This window comes from Sandaracinobacteroides sp. (assembly GCF_057137845.1).
This window is the reverse complement of the sequence record NZ_DBNHFX010000108.1, coordinates 1-20,687: the sequence shown is the minus strand read 5'-3', so window position 1 is coordinate 20,687 and position 20,687 is coordinate 1. Positions and strand designations below refer to the sequence as shown.

At 65.8% G+C, this 20,687-nt stretch carries 20 protein-coding genes and 1 pseudogene; 6 read left to right on the top strand and 15 right to left on the bottom strand.

The annotated features are described in order from the left end of the window. Positions 1-257 (top strand): annotated as a pseudogene (locus AC16JP_RS05675) (hypothetical protein); the annotation flags it as partial. Between the two features lie 21 nt (positions 258-278). On the opposite strand, the gene AC16JP_RS05670 reads toward AC16JP_RS05675, so the two are convergent. From AC16JP_RS05670 to cobS, 13 genes are all read right to left on the bottom strand, one after another. Then, positions 279-1,508: a glycosyltransferase gene (locus AC16JP_RS05670; protein WP_484339635.1), complete on the bottom strand. Its 1,230-nt coding sequence runs from the start codon at positions 1,506-1,508 to the stop codon at positions 279-281. Positions 1,509-1,516: 8 nt separating this feature from the next. Continuing rightward, on the bottom strand, positions 1,517-2,062 hold the full coding sequence (locus AC16JP_RS05665) for a DUF2141 domain-containing protein (protein WP_484339634.1): 546 nt from the start codon (positions 2,060-2,062) through the stop codon (positions 1,517-1,519). Beyond that, positions 2,062-3,045, bottom strand: a complete 984-nt coding sequence (locus AC16JP_RS05660; RefSeq protein WP_484339633.1) for a hypothetical protein — start codon at positions 3,043-3,045, stop codon at positions 2,062-2,064. The genes AC16JP_RS05665 and AC16JP_RS05660 overlap by 1 nt, the downstream gene beginning before the upstream one ends. Before the next feature lie 120 nt (positions 3,046-3,165). After that, positions 3,166-4,698, bottom strand: a complete 1,533-nt coding sequence (locus AC16JP_RS05655) for an acyl-CoA carboxylase subunit beta (protein WP_484339632.1) — start codon at positions 4,696-4,698, stop codon at positions 3,166-3,168. A 60-nt stretch (positions 4,699-4,758) separates the two neighbouring features. Next, entirely contained in the window at positions 4,759-5,469 is a 711-nt protein-coding gene (locus tag AC16JP_RS05650; RefSeq protein ID WP_484339631.1) for an ATP12 family chaperone protein, read from the bottom strand. Next, positions 5,466-5,675 (bottom strand): hypothetical protein, encoded by a 210-nt coding sequence (locus AC16JP_RS05645; protein ID WP_484339630.1) that lies wholly within the window; start codon positions 5,673-5,675, stop codon positions 5,466-5,468. Before AC16JP_RS05645 ends, AC16JP_RS05650 begins: the two co-directional genes overlap by 4 nt. Then, positions 5,668-6,327, bottom strand: coding sequence for an HAD hydrolase-like protein (locus AC16JP_RS05640; RefSeq protein WP_484339629.1), 660 nt, complete (start codon positions 6,325-6,327; stop codon positions 5,668-5,670). The genes AC16JP_RS05645 and AC16JP_RS05640 overlap by 8 nt, the downstream gene beginning before the upstream one ends. Positions 6,328-6,330: 3 nt before the next feature. Next, entirely contained in the window at positions 6,331-7,830 is a 1,500-nt protein-coding gene (locus AC16JP_RS05635; protein WP_484339628.1) for a M20/M25/M40 family metallo-hydrolase, read from the bottom strand. Positions 7,831-7,833: 3 nt separating this feature from the next. Then, entirely contained in the window at positions 7,834-8,907 is a 1,074-nt protein-coding gene (locus AC16JP_RS05630) for a pseudouridine synthase (protein WP_484339627.1), read from the bottom strand. Further along, positions 8,904-9,272 (bottom strand): fluoride efflux transporter FluC, encoded by a 369-nt coding sequence (locus AC16JP_RS05625; protein ID WP_484339626.1) that lies wholly within the window; start codon positions 9,270-9,272, stop codon positions 8,904-8,906. The genes AC16JP_RS05630 and AC16JP_RS05625 overlap by 4 nt, the downstream gene beginning before the upstream one ends. A gap of 22 nt (positions 9,273-9,294) precedes the next feature. Beyond that, complete coding sequence (locus AC16JP_RS05620; protein ID WP_484339625.1) at positions 9,295-10,164, bottom strand: hypothetical protein; 870 nt, start codon at positions 10,162-10,164, stop codon at positions 9,295-9,297. Further along, positions 10,136-11,455 (bottom strand): replication-associated recombination protein A, encoded by a 1,320-nt coding sequence (locus AC16JP_RS05615; RefSeq protein WP_484339624.1) that lies wholly within the window; start codon positions 11,453-11,455, stop codon positions 10,136-10,138. The genes AC16JP_RS05620 and AC16JP_RS05615 overlap by 29 nt, the downstream gene beginning before the upstream one ends. Before the next feature lie 36 nt (positions 11,456-11,491). Continuing rightward, entirely contained in the window at positions 11,492-12,493 is a 1,002-nt protein-coding gene (gene cobS / locus AC16JP_RS05610) for a cobaltochelatase subunit CobS (protein ID WP_484339623.1), read from the bottom strand. A 129-nt stretch (positions 12,494-12,622) separates the two neighbouring features. Here cobS and AC16JP_RS05605 point away from each other — a divergent pair, with 129 nt between their 5' ends. Both AC16JP_RS05605 and AC16JP_RS05600 read left to right on the top strand, forming a co-directional pair. After that, positions 12,623-13,774, top strand: a complete 1,152-nt coding sequence (locus tag AC16JP_RS05605; RefSeq protein ID WP_484339622.1) for an alpha-hydroxy acid oxidase — start codon at positions 12,623-12,625, stop codon at positions 13,772-13,774. A 23-nt stretch (positions 13,775-13,797) separates the two neighbouring features. Beyond that, positions 13,798-14,994: a dipeptidase gene (locus AC16JP_RS05600; protein WP_484339621.1), complete on the top strand. Its 1,197-nt coding sequence runs from the start codon at positions 13,798-13,800 to the stop codon at positions 14,992-14,994. Here AC16JP_RS05600 and AC16JP_RS05595 read toward each other — a convergent pair. Further along, a complete protein-coding gene (locus AC16JP_RS05595; RefSeq protein WP_484339620.1) occupies positions 14,981-15,544 on the bottom strand; it encodes a J domain-containing protein in 564 nt (187 codons plus the stop codon). The two genes, AC16JP_RS05600 and AC16JP_RS05595, sit on opposite strands and share 14 nt — an antisense overlap. An 84-nt stretch (positions 15,545-15,628) precedes the next feature. Here AC16JP_RS05595 and AC16JP_RS05590 point away from each other — a divergent pair, with 84 nt between their 5' ends. Beyond that, entirely contained in the window at positions 15,629-15,892 is a 264-nt protein-coding gene (locus AC16JP_RS05590; RefSeq protein WP_484339619.1) for a BolA family protein, read from the top strand. Between the two features lie 7 nt (positions 15,893-15,899). On the opposite strand, the gene AC16JP_RS05585 is transcribed toward AC16JP_RS05590, so the two are convergent. Next, complete coding sequence (locus AC16JP_RS05585) at positions 15,900-18,308, bottom strand: penicillin acylase family protein (RefSeq protein ID WP_484339618.1); 2,409 nt, start codon at positions 18,306-18,308, stop codon at positions 15,900-15,902. Positions 18,309-18,426: 118 nt separating this feature from the next. On the opposite strand from AC16JP_RS05585, the gene AC16JP_RS05580 reads away from it, so the two are divergent. Together AC16JP_RS05580 and AC16JP_RS05575 are read left to right on the top strand one after the other, a co-directional pair. After that, positions 18,427-19,362 carry a LysR family transcriptional regulator gene (locus tag AC16JP_RS05580; RefSeq protein WP_484339617.1) on the top strand — a complete coding sequence of 312 codons (936 nt, stop codon included), beginning with the start codon at positions 18,427-18,429 and terminating at the stop codon, positions 19,360-19,362. Positions 19,363-19,447: 85 nt separating this feature from the next. Next, on the top strand, positions 19,448-20,687 hold a 1,240-nt coding region (locus AC16JP_RS05575), incomplete at its 3' end, for an alkyl/aryl-sulfatase (protein WP_484339616.1).

Sequence of the window (20,687 nt, the reverse complement as noted above, 5' to 3'; positions counted from 1 at the left end):
ACAAGCCGGGGCAGGCAATCGCGACGCCGGTCAGGCGCGTCGAAGTAGAGGACGAGGCGCTGCTGTTGAACGCGGGCTATGTGAAACGGGCAATGGATGTGCTGCCGCGCCAGTCGGGCACCGATCCCTGGCGCGACACGCAGGACTATCTGCGTGACCGCATCTCGATCCGCAACGACCCGCTGCCGGATGGGAATCTGCAATTCCAGCCGGTCAAGGCAGCCCCCAAGCCGGAGCTCGCACAGGCGGCTGAATGATCTTGCCTGCGCGACCGGCCGTCAGGCGGCGGCCGGAATACCCGCCGGGCCTTCGCTGCGGCCGACCGGGGTTTGTGTCAGCACCGGCGGCGGTGCGTTGCGATACAGACTGAACAGCCGTTCGAAGTGCTGACTGGGCGTTGAAATGCGGGTCTGGCGCGCCCCGATCGCGTTGACGCGAAGCTGGTCGGGGTTGCGGGTCAGCAGGCGATGGATCGCATCGCGCGCGGCAACGGCGTTGCCCGGCTGATAGAGTTCCGACCACGAGGGATCGGCAGCATCGGTACAGCCCCCGGCCGACGGCAGCACCAGCGGCAGGCCAGACGCCAGCCCCTCGCTGGCCACCAGCCCGAAGGTTTCGGCCCGGCTGCCGTGCACCATCGCATCCGCCGACGCAAGGATGCGGGCGAGGCGTTCCCTGTCGCCCACATGGCCCAGCAGATGGACGTTTCCGGCGGCTTTTGCTGCCTTTTTGATTCGGTCGTTGGCAAAGCCATTGCCGATTTGCACCATGGCGACACCTTCATCCTTCAGCGCGCCCACGGCCTCGAACACGACCGGCCATTGCTTTTCGTGGTGGTGGCGGCCCACGCCGACCAGCAGTCTGGCCGAGGGCGGCAGTCCGAATTCGGCAAGCAGGCTGCGGCGCAGCGTGCTGTCGCGTTTCGACGGATGGAACAGGTCCATGTCGACGCCGAGCGGCACGAGGTCGGAGGCGATTCCGGCCTGGCGGGCAACGCGGTCGGCAAACCAGTGGCTGCCGACGATGACGCTGTTGAAGCGGCGCGCGGTGCGGGCAAGATAGCGCCAGTACCAGAAGCACGCCCTGTCGACGCTGTCGGCGCTGAGCCAGTTCTGCACCCAGACCTGCACATTGGCGGCCACCGGGTCGGCGTGCATGAACAGCGCCCGGTGCGCGCGCTCGGCGACGCGGCCCTGCCAGTTGGCGACGATCCATGCGCCCCGGAACGGCGACGATGCTTCGACAACGTTGGGGCGCAGTTCGTCCAGCAGCTCGACGACGGGCGCTGCCTTCGAGAACAGATGATAGCGACGATCCATCGGGATCGCCGGAGCTTTCACATAGATCAACTGGCCGCCGTCGCGCGGCTCGACGCGGTTTTCCGGGCCGGGCGCGATTACGCTCAGCCGCACGCCTGCCTGCGCGGCATAGGCCATCTTGGCATCGATATAGGTTTTTACGCCGCCCCCCAGTGGTGCATAGAATTCGGCGACATCGACGATGTGCATGCTTGCCCCTATTTCTGCGCTGCGGCCGGAATGTCGGCTTTCGGTATCGGGCCGAAGCCGAGGCCCCGCAGGTAATTCATGGTGACGCTCGATTCATTCAGCCCGCTGCCGAACTGCATCGCCACTTCGCTGGCGCGCGGCTTGGACTTGAAAATGCCGACCTTCGGATTTCGCGTGAAGGTCGCGCCATCATCGCGGAAGTTGAACTTGTTGATCCCGCGCGGCGAATGGAACGCACCCAGCGCATAGCTTCCGGGGCCGGGCAGCGGCACACAAACCTTCGCCACGCCGGACACCGGAACCGGCACTGTCACCCGATAATAGGTCTTGCCCTCAGCCAGCAGTTCATTGTGGTTGCGCATGAAGTCATGGTCGTTTGCGGGCCACAGCTCGACGCGCAGTTCGCCATCGCTGTTCTTGAAGCCATCGACCGTCAGCAGCACCGCGTCGCGCCCGGAACCCGGCCGGCAGGCGGCGGCATCCTGCCCCAGGATCTGGGCCGCCGCCGGGGCACCGGCCAGCAGCAATGTCAGAATGGCAAGCCACCGACGCATCATGCGCAGCCTGCCGCCGGATGGGGAAGCCGTTCGGGAATGATCGTGCTGCCGTGCCTTTCGACCAGCGATGCCAGCAGATACGAGGCGGCGTGACAGATGATGAACAACGCGCCCGCAGCGGCCATCAGCGCGGCGATCTGCGGTGCGGCAGCGCCCGTAAGACTGACGCTGATGGCTGCGAACAGAAGATCCTTGTTGGGCAGGAACGGCAGCCGGGCGACGACCAGCCGCATCGCTTCGAGGACAACCCAGGTTCCGGCCGGTACTTGCGGAATGGCGATGATCCACGCCAGCATCAGCAGCCCTGACGACAAGGCGAGCCGCGCGCAATGCAGGCCGAACACGATCAGATTTTCATGCGCCGAAAGGCTCATCACCCGGCGGCTGAACAGCAGGATCGCAAGGCTGATCGCCGTGACGATTGCAAAGCCGATGCCGACGGGCCGCATGGCGGCGCCGGAAAATGCCTGCGACACCGCTTCGCCACCGCCAAGCGACAGCGCCAGTGCCAGCATGACGAGCGTGCCGACATTTCCGGCCAGCGCCGACATGATGGCCACATCCTTGACGGCGGCCAGCGGCCCGGCGCCGACTTCGCGCGCGCCAAGCGCCCGTTTGGCCCACATGAACAGATACGCATCGCCCGCGTAGCCCAGCACGGCGTCGTTCAGCACACGCTTGCGGGAAAAGACGGCGATCGAACGCCAGCCGAGCGGCCACCAGCGCCGGAAAATGGCAAACTCTGAGACCGGTAGCGCCATGTAGGAAACGATGAACAGCAGATAGAACAGCGGGTTGCGCGGCAGTGCGGCGATTACCTGATCCCAGCCGACCGACGCGATCGACCGCCCGAGATAGGCAAGGATGCCGACCGAGAATGCGACCGACAGGAGCCGCTGGGTCGCGGGCGACAGCGAGAACCTGCCACTGCCGTGGGCACCCGTGGGCTTCTTGGCCTGACCATTGGATACGGACAGCATCACGCTGCCCGGCTAAGCCCCGATTGCGACCGCATGAGGGCAGCAACTTGCCCAAAACCTGCCCGATTTCCGAACGCCCGGTGAACGGGCGCCCGGCCGTATGCTACGTTTTCTTGATGTTCAGAGCGGAATATTATCGTGCTTTTTCCACGGGTTTTCCAGCCGCTTGGTGCGCAGCTTGCGAAGGCCGACGGCAATCCGCCGTCGCGTCGAATGCGGCATGATCACTTCGTCGATGAAGCCCATGCTGGCGGCAACGAACGGATTGGCGAAGCGGCTTTCATATTCCTTCGTGCGCTCGGCGATTTTGTCCGGATCGCCGATGTCCTTGCGGAAAATGATCTCGACTGCGCCCTTGGCGCCCATGACCGCGATTTCCGCTGTCGGCCAGGCGTAGTTCAAGTCTCCCCGCAGGTGCTTCGAGGCCATGACGTCGTAGGCGCCGCCATAGGCCTTGCGGGTGATGACGGTGATTTTGGGCACCGTTGCTTCGGCATAGGCGAACAGCAGCTTGGCGCCGTGCTTGATGATGCCGTTGTGTTCCTGCGCGACGCCCGGCAGGAAGCCCGGCACATCGACGAACGTAAGGATCGGGATCGAGAAGGCGTCACAGAAGCGGACGAACCGCCCGGCCTTTTTCGAAGCGTTGATGTCGAGGCAGCCTGCCAGCACCATCGGCTGGTTCGCCACCACGCCGACGGTGTGGCCCTCGATGCGGGCAAAGCCGATCAGGATGTTGCCCGCATGGCCCGGCTGCAGTTCAAAGAAGTCGCCGTCGTCGGCCACTTTGCGGATCAGCTCGCGCATGTCGTAGGGCTTGGTGGCCGAAGGAGGCACCAGCGTATCGAGCGACGGGATCGGACGGTCGTGCGGGTCGGTGCTTTCGCGGTGCGGCGCGCCGGTGCGGTTGTTCAGAGGCAGGAAGTCGAAGAAGTCGCGCGCCCGAAGCAGTGCGTCGACATCGTCTTCCATGGCCAGATCGGCGACGCCCGATTTCGTGGTGTGGGTGATGGCGCCGCCCAGTTCTTCCTGCGTGACGACTTCGTTGGTGACTGTCTTCACCACGTCCGGGCCGGTCACGAACATGTAGCTTGAATCCTTCACCATGAAGATGAAGTCGGTCATGGCAGGTGAATAGACTGCCCCGCCCGCGCATGGACCCATGATCAGCGAGAGCTGCGGCACCACGCCCGACGCCAGCACGTTGCGCTGGAACACTTCGGCATAGCCCGCAAGGCTGGCGACGCCTTCCTGGATGCGCGCCCCGCCCGAATCGTTCAGGCCGATGACGGGGGCTCCCACCTTCATCGCCATGTCCATCACCTTGCAGATCTTCTGTGCGTGGCGTTCGGAAAGCGAACCGCCGAACACCGTGAAATCCTGCGAGAAAACGAACACCAGCCGGCCGTTGATGGTGCCCGATCCGGTAACCACGCCGTCGCCTGGAATGCGCGTTTCCGCCATGCCGAAGTCGATGCAGTTATGCTCGACGAACATGTCGAGTTCTTCGAACGAACCTTCATCGAGCAGGATCTCGAGACGTTCGCGCGCGGTCAGCCGGCCCTTCTTGTGCTGAGCATCGATCCGGGCCTGTCCGCCGCCAAGGCGCGCGGCTGCCCGCCGCATCTCAAGCCCTTCAAGCACCTTCACCATCGGATCGCTCCCTGTTGCACAAATTGTCAGCGTTGCGCCTAGCGGCGGTTTGCGCGCGTGTCACGCACCTGCAACCAACCCCCGTGAGAGCGCAAGGAAGCGCGCGGCCGACAGGAATTCGCTTTCGCGCCGCGCGCGCACAGCATCTGTCTCGGCGTCGGCGCCCCAGCTTTCGGTCTGCCAGTCCTCGTCCAGCATGGCGGCGGCAAACGCCGACCGGGCGTCCAGTACGCCATCGAGATGTGCAAGCGCCAGCACGACCGATCCGGCGATGGTGACGATCGGCTGCAACGCGGCAAGTTCGAAGCAGGGCAGGGCGACAAGGCGGCCACGAACCGCATCCAGCGTTTCCGGCGATTGTTCGATGTGCATGACGCCCGATGTGCGCTGAAACGATGCGCCCAGCCGTTCTTCGACTGCTTTCAGCGCCGGTTCCCAGATCAGCGCCTGCCGCGCCGCAAGGGCCGCCGGCATGTCGGCGCGATAGCAGGTGAGGTCGGTTGCGGCATAGCGCGCCAGACTCTCGGCAAAGGCAGGAGGATCAGGCTGGACGATGTCGATCGCGGCGTTTGCAAGGCCGGTCAGCGGCAGCGCGCCTGCGGCCACTTCGCCCTCGACCGCCTGCCATTCCGCCGCAATCGCCTGTGCAAGCACCGCCGCCGGCAGCACCAGCGGCAGGCGGGCCGGTGTGCGCAGGGGCTTGCCATCCAGCAGGATTTCATGGCCTGTCCCGGTGGTGCTGGCTTCAGCAGACTTCCAGAATCGCTTCATCGCCGCCACCGGCGCACCAGCATGCGCGGGCCAAACAGCGTTATCGCGGCACCCGCCAGCATCAGGCCCGCGCCGATCGCGATCGTGGCCGTGGCGCCTGCCGCGCGCCCGGCAACCACCACCCCGGAAACGGCCAGCCCGACACCGGCCAGCCGCACGGCCGTCAGCAGCCAGAGGCGCGCAATTGCCGGATCGCGCTCAGCCATAAACGAGCGCCTTCAGTTCGGCGGCGTTGACGGCGACGCCCACCGCGCCTGCGTCCAGCAGTTCGCTGGTTTCGTGATAGCCCCATTCGACGCCGATTGCCCGCACGCCCGACGCCACGCCCATGCCGACGTCGAATACCGTGTCGCCGATGATGCAGGCATCGGCTGCATCCGCGCCGGAATCCGCAAGGCATTGCAGCAGCATCGAAGGGTGCGGCTTCGACGGGTGGCGGTCGGCGGTTTGCAGACTGGTGAAATGCCGTTCCAGCCCGTGATGTTCGAGGCAGATGCTCAGGCCTCGATCGCTTTTGCCGGTGGCGACGGCCAGTTGCCAGCCATCGGCCAGCAAGCCGTCCAGCAACGGCCTGATGCCCTCGAACAGCGGCTCGGGGTCGAGGCGGCGGTCGGCGCGAAGCCGCTGAAAGGCCGACTTATAGTCTTCGGCCAGCGCTGCGTGCTGCCGATGGTCGGCGTCGGGCAGCAGCGCCTGCATCGCTTCCAGCAGGCTAAGCCCCACCACCCGGCGGACGGCGTGCGGTGGCGGCGGCGCCAGGTCCAGCCGGGCAAAGCTTTCCTGCATCGCGCGCACGATGTTGGCCTGACTGTCGACGAGTGTGCCGTCGCAATCGAACACCGCAAGCCTTGGCCGCACCGGTCAGTTCACCTTCGCCATTTCATACAGGAAATCGACGAACGCCTTGCTGGCGCCAGCATAGCCCTGCACCTTGGGATTGCTGCTTTCGATCAGCAGGAATTCGTTGGGCGCATGCGCGCCGCCGCCATGGCCAAGACCGAACTGGCCGGCCGGCAGCGACAGCGGTGGCTGCGTGAACACCGATCCCGGCCACGAGCCGGCCGACCGGGGGTTGAGCGTCGCCTTGGCGCCATATTTGGCATAGACGGCCTGCTGGGCACGGATGAGGCGGGAATCTTCGGCGGTTTCCGTCGGGTCGTAGCCGCCCGACACCACTACCTCGATGTCGCCGAAGCCGCGCTTTTTCAGGTGCGCGCGCAGCTTTTCTTCGGCTTCCTTTCTGGTCTGGTTCGGGACGAGGCGCGCCTCCAGCTTGGCCTCGGCGCGGCCCGGCAATACGGTTTTGCCGCCCGGCCCGGTATAGCCCGCAACCAGCCCCTGGATGTTCACCGTCGGCTGCGAGGCCAGCCGTTCGAGCGCCTTTTCCCAGGGTTCGTCGTTGATCCACATCTTCACGCCATAGGCGGCCTTTACATCGGCCTCGCTCATGGCGGCGGCGTTCTGCGCGATCAGTTGCCGCTCGCGTGCGGTCAGCGGTCGGACATTGTCGAACCATCCTTCGATGGCGGGGGTGTGGCCGTCGGCCTCGACCAGCGTATTCAGCGCCTGCACCAGATGCCAGACCGGCGAGTCGACCATGGCGTGGTTCGATGAGTGGATGTCGCCCGCAGGCCCGCGGCCCCAGCGTTCGCCGCTGGAGATGAGCTGGAATTCCAGTGGCCCCTTGGCGCCGAGGTTGATCGTCGCATTGCCGTTCGCTGCCTGCCCGGCCGAAGGGATGAAGATGCCGTCCGCCTTCTTCAGGGCCTTTAACACCTCCGGGTTCTGCACGATTTCGTGGAAGTGCGGCGAGGCGATTTCCTCTTCTCCCTCGGCCACCAGCACGAGGTTGACGGGCAGTTTGACGCCTGCCTTCCGGAAGGCGTGCAGCGCGTTCAGAAAGGCCATTTCCGGGCCTTTCTGGTTTACCGCGCCCCGCCCAACCAGCACCTTCCCCTTGCCGGGCTTGTCGGCCAACGTCGCCTCGAACGGCGGCGATGCCCATTCGGCAGGGTTCACCTGTTTTACATCATACATGAAATAGACGCCGAGCGTGCGCTTGGCGCCTGAATCGAGCGTGGCGAAGATGCCCGGCTGGCCGCTGGTCGGGATTTTCTTGACTGTCTGGAAACCGGCATCCTTCATCAGCGCCATCGTGTGGTCGACGGCGTCCTCCATCTTCCAGTTTTCGGCGGCAATGCCGGGGTGGGCGATCCAGTCGACGAGCCGCTTCAGCCCGGCTTCACGATCGGCATCGACTGCGGCCTTCACGCCGTCTGCGCCGGTTGCCGCCATCGCGGCACCGGGGATCATTGCAGCTGCGGCTGCACCCAGCATCCATTCACGACGATCGAGTTCCATGGTTCAACTCCCTCTCGTTTTCGTTCTCTGGCGGCGCTCCCCGCGCCGGTTTCCGCTGGTGGCCGACGACAGCCGCCGCGATTTGCGTTGCCCGGGCTTTGGCGGTTCTGGCGGTTGCAGGTCGGCGTCGGCTGCCTCGAAGCCGAGGCTTGCCAGCGTTTCGGCAAAATGGTGCGGCAGTTCAGACTTCACATCGAGCTTGCCGCCATCCGGCAACGCGATCACCAGCCGGCGGGCATGCAGGTGCATCTTGCGCGAGATGCCGCCCGTCAGGAAACATTCCTTGCCGCCATATTTGCCGTCGCCGACGATCGGCGTGCCGGTTGCAGCAGCGTGCACGCGCAACTGGTGGGTGCGCCCCGTCATCGGTTGCATCTCCACGAATGCGGCGCGGTCTCCGGCGCGGTCGATCACGCGGAAGCGCGATTTTGCCGCCTGTCCGGCGCCTTCGTCGACGTGCATTTTTTCGCCGCCGGTACCTGGCTGCTTGGCCAGCGGCAGATCGATCAGCGCATCATCGAGGCGCGGCACCCCGGCGGTGATCGCCCAATAGATCTTGCGCGTGTCGCGCGTGGCAAAGCACTTGCCGAAGAATGCCGCCGCGCGCGAAGTGCGCGCCAGCAGCAGCACGCCCGACGTATCCTTGTCCAGCCGGTGCACCAGCTTGGGGCGGGCAGGGGCGTCGAACATCAGCGCATCGAGAAGGCCATCGACGTGGTCGAACGTGCGGGTGCCGCCCTGCGTCGCAAGGCCAGGCGGCTTGTTCAGAACCAGCGCATGTTCCGACCGATGGATGACAAGGCTTTGCGCAAATTCGATTTCTTCGGCGGACAGTTCGCGCCGTTGCCGTGCGGGCCTTGCCGCCAGCGCCGCCACCGGCTCGACAGGGGGAACGCGCAGGGTCTGCCCCTGCGTCACCCGGTCTCCGGGGCCGACGCGGGCGCCATCCAGGCGGATCTGCCCGGTCCGCGCCCAGCGGCTCACCTGATTGAAGCTGACTTCGGCCATGTGGCGCTTGAACCAGCGGTCGAGGCGGATGCCGTCGTCGTCGGCCGCGATGATGAAATCCTGGCTCATGCCCAGAGCCTGCCGATCCACATGCCGGCAAGAACCGCCGTTATGGCAGCCAGCACCGACGCAGCCGCATAGGCGCCCGCCATCAGCGGGTGGCCGTTATCGATCAGCAGCACCAGTTCCAGCGAGAAGGCGGAAAAAGTCGTGAAGCCGCCAAGCACGCCGACGCCCAGCAACAGCCGGACCGGTTCGCCGCCGACACGCAGCAGAACGGCGCCCAGAAGGCCCATCAGCAGCCCGCCCGCGATGTTCACGGCAAAGGTGGCCATCGGCCAGCCCGAGGGCGATGGGCCGATCGCGCGGCCGACGCCATAGCGCGCCATGGCGCCAACGGCGCCCCCAAGCCCGACGAGGAGGTAGTTCAACATTCCGCCTGCCTTAGCCCGCCCTTCAGCCGATGCCAAACGTCCATCCTTCGGTGCGGGCGATTTCCGCCGTCATCCCGGCGGGGCGCCACCATCGTGGATCGGCTGCAAGCTGGCGCAAGGCAGCCGCCGCCACAAGCGAGTCGGTTTCGTGATCGGTCAGACGATCCTCCAGCGCCGCATCGCTGCCAAGGGTCGCCAATGCCCGGTTCAGGCTGCCGGTATCGCGCAGCTTGGTGCCACGGCCGCCGGCATGACGCAGCATCGCGCGCGTATAGATTTCGACGACGGTGCGCCCGGCTGGCTGGTCGAACGGCCAGACGGCGAAGCTTTCCCGCAGCCGGTGCAGCAGCCGCATGCCGGAAAAGCTGGCCTTGGCAACCTGTGCCGCGCCAACACAGTCGAACACGGTCGAGGCCTTGCCGCCGCCTGCCTGATTGAACTGCCGTTCGCAGGCACGCGAACGCAGGAAATCCGTTTTTGCGCCGTCAGCGGCACCCATCCAGAAATGCGGCCGCGCTTCCCCAAGCATGAAGCTCTGGGCGCCATAGTCCGGGTCGTCCGAGCAGCAGTCGACGTGCGCCCAGAAGCCCGGCCCGTCGGTGGCCGTCGCCAGGCCGGGCAGGAACGCCCCGCGATCGACGAACGGCGGCGCGAACGAGAAATCGAAACCGGCCAGCGCCGGCCGGGGCCGCGCTTCCAGCCACTCGACCAGTTCGCCGCGTGCCCAGCCTGCCTTGCGGGGCGCGGGAATGATTTGCGGCGCAGCATTGCCCGCGATCGCAACCGCAACCGCGATGCCCCGGTGGTGAACGCCCTTCGCGCCCGACCAGTCGATCGCGATATATTCCTCGAACCGGGGCAGGCTATCGCCGTTGCTTCGTGCGTTGCTCACGTAGTTCCTCCCACCAGGCCATGCGTTCGGCGATCGCCTTTTCGCGGCCCCGGTCGGTTGGTCGGTAGAAGTGCTGGCGGCCCAGTTTTTCGGGCCAGTAATCCTGCCCGGAAAAACCGTCAGGGGCATCGTGGTCATAGGCATAGCCGGCGCCGTGGCCCAGTTCCTTCATCAGGTTCGTCGGCGCGTTGACGATGGTTTTCGGTGGCGGCAGGCTGCCGCTTTCCCGCGCTGCCTTGAACGCGGCCTTCTGCGCGGCATAGGCGGCATTCGATTTGGGCGCCGTCGCCAGATAGAGGCAGGCCTCGACGATCGCCAGTTCGCCTTCCGGCGACCCGAGGAAATCATAGGCGTCTTTTGCGGCCAGCGAGACGACGAGCGCCTGCGGGTCGGCAAGGCCGATATCCTCGCTGGCGAAGCGCACCATCCGGCGCAACAGATACAGCGGTTCCTCGCCGGCGGTCAGCATCCGGGCGAGCCAGTAAAGCGCAGCGTCGGGGTCTGAGCCGCGCAGCGATTTGTGCAGCGCCGATATCAGATCATAATGGCCGTCGCGGTCCTTGTCGTAGATGGGCACGCGTCGTTGCAGAACCTGCGCCATCGCACCCCGATCGAGTGGGCCGCTTCCGAGCGCCGACGGCGGCAGTGCAAACAGCGTTTCGGCCTGCCCCAGCAGGAAGCGGCCATCGCCGTCGGCGCCGGCAATCAGTGCGGCGCGGGCGTCGGCGTCGATCGGCAGGGGGCTGCCCTGGGCTGCCTCGGCACGGGCCAGCAACTGCCCCAGGGCCTCGTCGTCCAGCCGTTCTAGCACCAGCACCTGCGCGCGCGACAGGATGGCCGCATTCAGTTCGAAACTTGGGTTTTCGGTGGTGGCGCCGACCAGCGTGATGGTGCCGTCCTCCATCGGCGCCAGAAACCCGTCCTGCTGGCTGCGGTTGAAACGATGGATTTCGTCCACGAACAACAGCGTCCGCTGCGGCGCAAGGCGGGCTGCAGCAAAGATCGCTTTCAGGTCGGCAGTCGATGTCATCACCGCCGATACGCCGACGAAGCGGTATCCGGCGCGTTCGGCCAGCAGCCGGGCAATCGTGGTTTTGCCTGTGCCGGGCGGTCCCCAGAAGATCAGATTGGCAAGCCTGCCGGCTTCGAGCATCCGCCTGAGCGAACCGGCAGCGCCAAGCAGGTGCTGCTGGCCGACGACATCATCGAGCGATGCCGGGCGCAGCCGTTCGGCAAGCGGCGCGCGCGCTGCGGTTGCATCATCCGCCGACTGATCCGCAAAAAGGTCCATGGCGCCACTATGGGCGCCATGCCCTTGGGCGCAAGGTCAGTTCCGCACGCGCCCGACGACGGACTCGGGGAGTTCCTCGGCGAAGACGCGCTGGTAATATTCGGCGACGATGCTGCGTTCCGCTTCGTCGCAGCGGTTCAGGAAGCTGACGCGGAAGGCAAAGCCGACATTGCGGAAAATATCGGCGTTCTGCGCCCATGTGATCACGGTGCGCGGGCTCATGACCGTGGAAATATCGCCGGCGATGAAGCCCTGCCGCGTCATGTCGGCCACCTTCACCATGTTGGCGACCGTCTTCACGTCGGTGTTCGGGCATTTGGCGGCGACGATGCTGGTCTCGGTCTCGGCCGGGAGGTAGTTCAGCGTCGTCACGATCGACCAGCGATCCATCTGGCCCTGGTTGATCTGCTGGGTGCCGTGATACAGGCCCGACGTGTCGCCGAGGCCGACCGTATTCGCCGTTGCGAACAGGCGGAACCAGCGGTTCGGGCGGATCACCCGGTTCTGGTCCAGCAGGGTCAGCTTGCCCTCGACTTCGAGGATGCGCTGGATCACGAACATCACATCCGGGCGGCCTGCGTCATACTCGTCGAACACCAGCGCGGTCGGCGTTTGCAAGGCCCAGGGCAGGATGCCTTCGCGGAATTCCGTCACCTGCTTGCCGTCGCGCAGGACGATCGCATCCTTGCCGACGAGGTCGATGCGGCTGATGTGGCTGTCGAGGTTGATGCGGATGCACGGCCAGTTGAGGCGCGCCGCCACCTGTTCGATGTGCGTCGACTTGCCGGTGCCGTGATAGCCCTGGATCATCACCCGCCGGTTGAAGGCAAAGCCGGCAAGGATCGCCAGCGTGGTGTCCGGGTCGAAGACGTAGGTGGGATCGAGATCGGGCACCCGTTCGTCGGCCTTCGAGAAGGCGGGGACTTTCAGGTCGATGTCCACTCCGAAGACTGTGCGGGCGTCGACCTCGGTGTCGGGCGCGTCCATCACGGTTGGCGCGTGACGCTCGGTATCGGCGGCAAGGTTGAGGCTGGTCATCCCTTCCCGTTGCCCCCCACGGCGCGAAACCGCAAGGGGTGAACCGCCCTGCGGCATCTGCTCCTGCCGAATGCGCGAGGGTGACGATCGCGCCTTTCGCGTGCCGCCGGCCCGCGATAATGAACGGGCATGCGCCTTGCCGATTGCCACAATGTCAGCGACTTTCGCGACCTCGCTCGCCGCCGGTTGCCGGGACCGGTGTTCCACTATATCGACGGCGCCGCCGACGACGAGGTGACGAAAGAGCGCAATACCCGCGCCTTCGACGAGGTGGATCTGGTTCCGGATGTGCTGGCCGGTGTTGCCGAAATCGACATGTCGGTCGAGGTATTGGGCCGCAGGCTGGCGATGCCATTGTTCCTCAGCCCCACGGCGTTGCAACGGCTGTTCCACTGGCAGGGAGAGCGCGCGGTCGGGCGGGCGGCCTCGGCGTTCGGCACCTATTTCGGGGTTTCGTCGCTGTCGACCGTCAGCCTTGAAGAAATCGGCCGGGCCGTCGATGGCCCGAAGATGCTTCAGCTTTACGTGCACAAGGACAAGGGGCTGAACGAAAGCCTGGTGCAGCGCGCGCGGGACTCGGGTTTCGATTGTCTGACGCTGACCGTGGACACGATCGTGGGCGGCAACCGGGAACGCTGTCTGCGGACGGGGTTCACCAGCCCGCCCCGGCTTACGCCATCGACCATGTTCGAATATGCGACCAAACCAGCCTGGGCGCTGAACTTCCTGTTCCGCGAACGTTTCAGCCTGCCCAATCTCGAGACGCACCTTGCCGAAGGTTCGTCGCGGGCGATGTCGGTTGCCGACTATTTCACGCAGATGCTGGATCAATCGCTCGACTGGCGGCAGGCCGAGGACATCCGCAAGAGCTGGGGCGACAAACCCTTCTGCCTGAAGGGCATCATGAGCGTAGCCGATGCCAGACGCGCGATCGACATCGGTGCAACCGCGATCATGGTTTCGAACCACGGCGGCAGGCAACTGGATGGCAGCCGCTCGCCGTTCGACCAGATCGCCGAACTGGCAGATGCCGTGGGCGACAGGATCGAAATCATCTGCGATGGCGGCATTCGCCGCGGTACGCATGTTCTGAAGGCATTGGCGGCCGGTGCCCGCGCCTGTTCGGGCGGTCGCCTTTATCTCTATGCGCTTGCCGCCGCAGGAGAGGCAGGCGTCCGCGCGAGCCTTGGCAATTTTCGCGCCGAGATCGAACGCGACATGAAGCTGATGGGGGTGCGAAGCGTCGGCGAACTGGATCGCGACAAGCTGCGCCGCCGCTGAGGGCAGTTAACGGGAGGGGACATATGCGCAAGAGGATCTGGATTCCAGCGGTTCTGGCGTTACTTGCCGGCGGGGCGTTCTGGTTCGGGCCGGAAGCCATCGACCGGAGGATGAACCGGATCGACGGCAAGCCGCTGATCCCCGTCTCCGCCGAAGCGCGCGCGTTGCATGCGCGACTTCGTATCGTCGATCTGCATTCCGACACCTTGATGTGGAAGCGTGATCTGTTGCGCCAGGCGGAGCATGGCCACGAAGACCTGCCGCGCCTGCAACAGGGGCATGTGGCGCTGCAACTGTTCTCGTCGGTCAGCAAGACGCCGCGCGGCATGAACTATGACGGCAACAGCGGCGACACCGACAGCATCACCATGCTGACGATTCTCCAGTTGCAGCCGTTTCGAACATGGTTTTCCCTTGTCGAGCGATCGCTGTTCCACGCGCAGAAGCTCGATCGCGCGGTGGCCGCTTCGGATGGTGCACTGCAAAAGGTGGTCGATCCTTCGTCGTTCGACAGCCTGATGCAGGCGCGCCAGCAGGCGACAGCCCCGGTCGGCGCGATGCTGACTATCGAGGGATTGCAGAACCTTGAAGGAAAAGCGGAAAATCTTGACAGGCTGTATGCTGCCGGGTTCCGCATGGCCAGCCTGACGCACTTCTTCGACAATGAACTGGCCGGGTCGATGCACGGCGTCGCCAAGGGCGGGCTGACCCCGTTCGGGCGCGGCATCATCCGCCGGATGGAGGAACGCGGCATGATCGTCGATGTGGCGCATGTCAGCCATGCGGCGCTGGCGGAAATCCTGTCGTCGGCGCGCAGGCCCGTCGTCTCCAGTCATGGCGGCGTGCAGGCCACCTGCAAGGTAAACCGCAACCTGACCGATGCCGAAATCCGTGGCGTTGCCGCAACCGGCGGGCTGGTGGCGATCGGCTACTGGGATGGCGCGGTCTGCGATACTTCTCCGCGCGCTGCCGCCAGGGCCATCCGGCATGTGCGTGATCTGGTGGGCATCGGCCATGTGGCGCTTGGCAGCGACTATGACGGCGCAACCACCGTGCGGTTCGATACCGGGCAGTTGGTGCAGGTGACGCAGGCCCTGCTGGACGAGGGGTTCACCCCTGACGAGATCGCTGCCGTGATGGGGGAAAACGCGCTGCGGGTGATCCGCGCTGGCATCGCGCCGATGCCGCAGCCGGTGCAGGCTGAAGTCAGCGCTGGTTGAAGGTCTTGCTCTGCCGAAGGTGGGAATAGGCCTCGGTCAGGGCGCGGAAGTGGTCCTCGTGCGTCCGGCGGCCTTCGTTGGCGTCGGGATGGGTGCGGCGGGCAAGCTGACGATATTTCGCCTTCACTTCGGCAAGGCTCGCGCTTTCGGGCAGGCCAAGCCGCGCCAGCGCCTGCCGGTCTTCGCGGCAAAGCGCTTTCGCCGGGTGCGCGGCGGATGCCGCCTTCCATCGCAGCACCCCCAGCGTGTCGTTCACGCGTTCTTCGCTGGCCATCGCGTTGTGGGCGAATGCGCGGGTTTCGCGGTCCCAGGTGGGGTAGGGGGTTTGCGCCTGCCAGATGGCGTCTTCGTCCATGCCGTCGAAATAGTCCCATCCGGCGTTGAAGGCGCGCACATGCGGCAGGCAGAAATACTGCCATTCGCCCGGTCCCGATGGTGGAGCGAACGAACTGCCCGGCCGGTGCAGTGGCGCGCGATACTGTCCGGCTTCCGGGCAGCCGGGATGGGCGCAGGGCCGTTCCCCCGGAAATGCGCCGCCCGCCAGTTTCATGCTCCAACCGCCATTCTGCCCGTTCCTTGCCGTCAGGCCCGGTCATATAATAGGGCATACCGCAAGCAACGACAGAGGCCGACCATGGGCGAAGTAAAAGACGAGATCGAACGACGGCTGCGGCAGAATTTTCAGCCGGTCCGGCTCGTCGTCACCGACGACAGCGGCCGCCACCTCGGGCATGCCGGCCACGACCCGCGCGGCGAAAGCCACTTCATCGTCGAGATCGTGTCGGCGCGATTCGCCGGCCTCGGGCGGGTAGAATGCCAGCGGGCAGTCAATCGCGCGCTGGCCGACCTGCTGGCCGAGCGCGTGCATGCGCTGGTGATCCACGCATCGGCGCCCTGAAGGGCCGCTATTCGGGCTTCAGTTGCAGCGTCCATTTCGCCTTGCCGGGCAGGAATGGCGTTGCCCGGCCTTCGATCCAGTCCTCGTGGCCGGCCAGATAATAGGGCGTGCGCGGGCTTCCGGCCTGCCCGCCCGGCATGTGGAATATGCCTTCGGCTTCGTGCCCCGGCGATACGGCGAAGCGTTCCGAAGCGCCGAACCCCGGCGCGGCCGCCCTGACGGTTGGCCGGTCTCCGGGTATGGCGGTGTCTTTGGGGTTGGTCACCCAGCCCAGCGGCGGCAACGCGCGGGCAAGCGGGTGCGAGATCCCGGCGCGGCCTACATCGCCCCAGACATAGGCATCCAGACGGCCGCCGGCTTTTTCCTCGATGTCGTCGGCAACCTCGTCCAGCGCATGATCGATGAACGCCCGCCAGTCGCGATAGCCGGTTGGCACCAGCGCCGCCGGGCGTTCGCGCAGCAGGCGGCGAGCGGGGCCTTCCGCCTGCGATGCAAGATAGGTGCGGCGGCCCGACGATTTTGGCGGCGTCTGTAGCCAGGCCTCGTAGATCCCCTCCACCAGTTCGGTGCGGAACCGGTCGACCAGGCGATAGCCGACAGACGAGGGGACTGCCCGGCCACCCCAGTTGGCGACGTGCGGGATCATCGCCTTCATGCGCGAATCGGGGTGGCGTTCCAGTTCCGCCAGCATCAACTGCTGCCAGAATTCGTTGCGGGTTCCCCGGTCGTCCAGTTGGATCGCCAGAAAATCCGCTGGCGCGAACCGGTCCTTTTGCAGCAGCAGATCGCGGATGCGCCCGGCGCGCGCAGCTACATCATAGCCGCCGTCGCCAAGCTTTGCGAAGCCGTCACCGCCGACGACCCGTGCGTTCGCCGTCCAGATGCGGCCGGATGGCGGGTTCACCACGACCGGCGTATCGGCTGGCGCAAGATAACCGTCCCAGCGGCGGGTGCCGTCGGCAAAGCTTACGGCTTCCTGCCCGTCGAAGCCGATGCGCCTGGGCACCCGGCCGATGATCGTCCAGGCGATGCTGCCGGCGCTGTCTCCTACGGTGAAGTTCTGCTGCGGAATTCCTGCCCGCTGCGCGATGGCGATGGCCTCGGGCACGCTTGCGGCATGTTCCAGTTCGACGGCCGGTCCAAGGCGGATCGCGTCGACTTCGTGCGCAGTCCAGCGCATGGCGATTTCGCGGCCGAAGGCGTCGGTTGCGACGATCGGCCCCCAGATGGTTTCGCGCACCGGCAGGGTTTCGCAGGTTGTGCGGATGCAGAGCCGTTCATCGATCCGCTTGATCTGGCGGGGGCCGTCGGGCGTGCGGTAGGTTCCGGCGCTGCGGTCGATCCAGTCGACGATGACGGCGTCCGCCGTATCGATGTAGCTGTTGGTGTAGCCCCAGGCGATCCTGCCGTTCGATCCCGCAACCATGAACGGAACGCCCGGCAGCGTCACGCCGGTTGCATCGAGTGCAGGTTCCGCGCTTCCCGCGCGCGGCTGCACCCGAAGGCGCGCCCGATACCAGATCGACGGCACGTCCAGCCCCAGATGCATGTCGTTCGCGACAAGCGCCGCACCGTTGCGTGTATGCGCGCCCGTGACGGCCCAGTTGTTCGAACCGACCGCTTCGCCGATCCGCACGTCGGCAGATGTTGCCGGCCCGGCCCCCGCAACGGCGGGCGGCGCGGCCAGCGCCCGCACCCGTGATGGCATCGGCGGTTCAGGCAGGCGGCTGTCGTCGATCGGCGCATCGAGTTCGGTGGTGTTGGGATACAGGAACGCCGACATTTCGGCACCCAGCAGCCTTGCCGCACGCGCACGATCCAGCTCGCCGATCGGCGTGGCCGGTTGCAGGTTCAGATACATGGCGATGACGGCGAGGTAACTGTCCTCGGGCCGCCACGGTTCGGCTTCGCCGCGCAGCAGCAGATATTCGAACGGCTGGGTGCGCAGGCCACCCAGCCCCTGATTGACGCCCGCGACATAGGCGTCGAGCAGCGCGCGGTCGGCAGCGCTGATGGCGGCCAGCGCCGCTTTCGCCCGCGCCCGGAACCGGTGCGGGCGGACGCGCCGGTCGACTTCGGCCATCGCGCCACCGGCCAGCGCCGACAGTTCACCGGCGGCAAAGCGCCGCTGCATGTCCATCCGGAAATAGCGGTCCTGCGCGTGCAGATACCCAAGCGCATGCGCGACATCGGCCCGTGTTTGGCCGGTGATGGTGGGGGTTCCAAGCGCGTCGCGCTCGACAGTTACCGGGGCCGAAAGCCCGGCGAGCGCGACTTCCCCCTCGAGCTTTGGCACCGAACCTTCCATCCGCCACCAGAACCAGCCCGCAGCCAGCAGCGCGACCAGCAACAGGATTGCCACCAGCCACAAAAGCATGCGCAGCGCGCGCCCTGCCAGTGATCGCTTTGCCGCCATTGCCACATCCCCCGATTTTGACGCAGATTAGGGAGTAGCGGCCGGCTGCACAACGGTATCCTGCGGCAAACGGGCGTGCTAGGAAGGCGCCCGTGCACCGACGGCCCATTTCCGCACGATGAGTTTCCGCAGCTACAGCAGCGGCCATGCGCTTGGCTCGCGCGAGATGGCCACCCTTTTGTGCGTGGCGGATGAAGGCAGCCTGCGCCGCGCGGCGCTTGCCCTTGGCATTTCGGCAACCGCCGTCAGCAAGACCGTTCGCCAGGCCGAGGCGCGGCTGGGCGCCCCCGTATTCGAACGCAGTTCCGGCGGCGCCCGCCTTACCGGGCCGGGGCAGGCACTTCTGGTTGCCGGGCGCGAAGCGCTGCTTGCGCTGGGGGCAGCCGAACAGGCGTTTCGCGCGGGCAGCCTCACACTTTCGGGCCTTGTGCGGATCGGCTGCGGCCCGATTCCGGCGCCCGCCGTAGCCCGGATCGTCGTGCCCGAGGCGCGGCGTCGATGGCCGGCGCTGCGCCTGACGATCGAGCTTGGCTATCCGGCGGAACTGATACGGGCAATCACGCAGGGCCGGATCGATGTGGCGCTCTGCCATATCGAGGATGTCGCCCTGCCGCCGGGTCTCGTCTGCCAGCATATCCAGACCCTGCACTCGGTTGTGCTGGTGCGCGCCGGCCATCCACTGCTGGGAGGCGGGCCGGTTTCGCCGACGGCCATCGGCGGCTATGGGCTGGCGGGCTTCACATATTCTGCGCGCTTCCTGCAATGGTATCGCGAACAGACGGGGCGCGATGCCGACATCGCGTTCGTCGGCCCGGATTTCGACAGTCTGGCTGAAACGGTTGCCGATTCCGATCTGCTGCTGTTCTGTTCGCGCTTCGTCGCCACTGGCATCATCAGCCGATACGGCCTTGTGGCGCTGCCCGTCGCGTGGGAGGGGTTCAGCCATCATGTCCACTGCCTCACGCCCGCGCGTGCGCATTCCCCGGCGTCCGACGCCGTCATCGCGCTGATCCGCGAACTGCTGCCGCAATCCGAGGCGTCAACCTCAGGTTGACGCCCCCTGAACAGCGACCCGCCTATTCCCCGGCTGGCGCCCGCATAAAAAGCTGCCCCGACAAACAACTTGCCGGGGAACGAAGATGAGCAGCAGCAACGACCACAGCAACAGCAAGACCGGGCGCAACGCCCGGCATCCGCTGGTTTTCACCGCACTGCTGCTGGCATCCGGGGCGGTTGTCGCACAGTCCGGCACCAACCCGCTGCTCGACCCGAATGCCGCGAAGGGGGTGCATTTCCATCCGCAGGGCCAGCAGGCCTCGGCGGCGACGATCGCAGCGCGCGAAAAACTGCTGAAACAGCTTCCCTTCGAGGACGAGCGAGACTTCGCCGAGAGCAAGCGCGGCTTCCTGAAGGCGCCGCCCTACACCAAGATCATGGCAGACGCCGGCCACATCGCCTGGGACATGGAAAGCTACCAGTGGCTGTTGCAGGGCAAGGATTTCCCCAGCATCCACCCCTCGCTGCAACGGCAGGCGGTCCTGAACATGGGCTATGGCCTGTACGAGGTGCTGCCGGGCAAAATCTATCAGGTGCGCGGCTTTGATATGGCGAACGTCACCTTCGTCAAGGGCGACAAGGGCTGGATCATCTTCGATCCGGCGACCACCGCCGAACCGGCGCGCGCGGCGCTGAAATTCATCAACGACACGCTGGGGGCGCGGCCGGTCACGGGCGTGGTCTATTCGCATTCGCACATCGACCATTTCGGTGGCGTTCGCGGTGTGGTCGATGAGGCAGACGTGCGGTCCGGCAAGGTGCCGGTGATCGCGCCGGAAGGCTTTCTGCACGAGGCGGTTTCCGAAAACATCTTTGCCGGCAACGCCATGACGAGGCGCAGCCGTATCCAGTATGCGACGATCCTGCGGCGCAGCCCGTTCGGCCATGTCGATCAGTCGATCGGCAAGAATGTCTCGGCCGGGGCGCCGGGCCTGATCGCCCCCACCGTCAGCATTTCGAAGGCGATCGAGGAACTGACCATCGATGGCGTAAGGATGCAGTTCCAGAACACCCCGGACACCGAGGCGCCGGTGGCGATGAACACCTATTTCCCCGACATGAAGGCCCTCTGGACGGCCGAGATGGTGACGGCCACCATTCACAATATCTACACGCTGCGCGGTGCGCAGGTACGGGATTCGCTGAACTGGTCGAAGGAAATCAACAACGCCATCCACCTGTTCCCCGAAGCCGAAGTGCTGTTCGCCTCGCACAGTTGGCCGCGCTGGGGCAATGCGCGGGTGATGGAGGTGCTGCGTTCGCAGCGTGACCTTTATGCCAACATGAACAATCAGGCCCTGCATCTGGCCAATCAGGGCGTAA

Excerpts from the sequence above, each read along its gene's own strand:
- AC16JP_RS05670 (WP_484339635.1), bottom strand. The coding sequence starts at position 1,508 with ATGCACATCGTCGATGTCGCCGAATTCTATGCACCACTGGGGGGCGGC.
- AC16JP_RS05665 (WP_484339634.1), bottom strand. The coding sequence starts at position 2,062 with ATGCGTCGGTGGCTTGCCATTCTGACATTGCTGCTGGCCGGTGCCCCG.
- AC16JP_RS05660 (WP_484339633.1), bottom strand. The coding sequence starts at position 3,045 with ATGCTGTCCGTATCCAATGGTCAGGCCAAGAAGCCCACGGGTGCCCAC.
- AC16JP_RS05655 (WP_484339632.1), bottom strand. The coding sequence starts at position 4,698 with ATGGTGAAGGTGCTTGAAGGGCTTGAGATGCGGCGGGCAGCCGCGCGC.
- AC16JP_RS05650 (WP_484339631.1), bottom strand. The coding sequence starts at position 5,469 with ATGAAGCGATTCTGGAAGTCTGCTGAAGCCAGCACCACCGGGACAGGC.
- AC16JP_RS05645 (WP_484339630.1), bottom strand. The coding sequence starts at position 5,675 with ATGGCTGAGCGCGATCCGGCAATTGCGCGCCTCTGGCTGCTGACGGCC.
- AC16JP_RS05635 (WP_484339628.1), bottom strand. The coding sequence starts at position 7,830 with ATGGAACTCGATCGTCGTGAATGGATGCTGGGTGCAGCCGCAGCTGCA.
- AC16JP_RS05630 (WP_484339627.1), bottom strand. The coding sequence starts at position 8,907 with ATGAGCCAGGATTTCATCATCGCGGCCGACGACGACGGCATCCGCCTC.
- AC16JP_RS05625 (WP_484339626.1), bottom strand. The coding sequence starts at position 9,272 with ATGTTGAACTACCTCCTCGTCGGGCTTGGGGGCGCCGTTGGCGCCATG.
- AC16JP_RS05615 (WP_484339624.1), bottom strand. The coding sequence starts at position 11,455 with ATGGACCTTTTTGCGGATCAGTCGGCGGATGATGCAACCGCAGCGCGC.
- cobS (WP_484339623.1), bottom strand. The coding sequence starts at position 12,493 with ATGACCAGCCTCAACCTTGCCGCCGATACCGAGCGTCACGCGCCAACC.
- AC16JP_RS05605 (WP_484339622.1), top strand. The coding sequence starts at position 12,623 with ATGCGCCTTGCCGATTGCCACAATGTCAGCGACTTTCGCGACCTCGCT.
- AC16JP_RS05600 (WP_484339621.1), top strand. The coding sequence starts at position 13,798 with ATGCGCAAGAGGATCTGGATTCCAGCGGTTCTGGCGTTACTTGCCGGC.
- AC16JP_RS05595 (WP_484339620.1), bottom strand. The coding sequence starts at position 15,544 with ATGAAACTGGCGGGCGGCGCATTTCCGGGGGAACGGCCCTGCGCCCAT.
- AC16JP_RS05590 (WP_484339619.1), top strand. The coding sequence starts at position 15,629 with ATGGGCGAAGTAAAAGACGAGATCGAACGACGGCTGCGGCAGAATTTT.
- AC16JP_RS05585 (WP_484339618.1), bottom strand. The coding sequence starts at position 18,308 with ATGGCGGCAAAGCGATCACTGGCAGGGCGCGCGCTGCGCATGCTTTTG.
- AC16JP_RS05580 (WP_484339617.1), top strand. The coding sequence starts at position 18,427 with ATGAGTTTCCGCAGCTACAGCAGCGGCCATGCGCTTGGCTCGCGCGAG.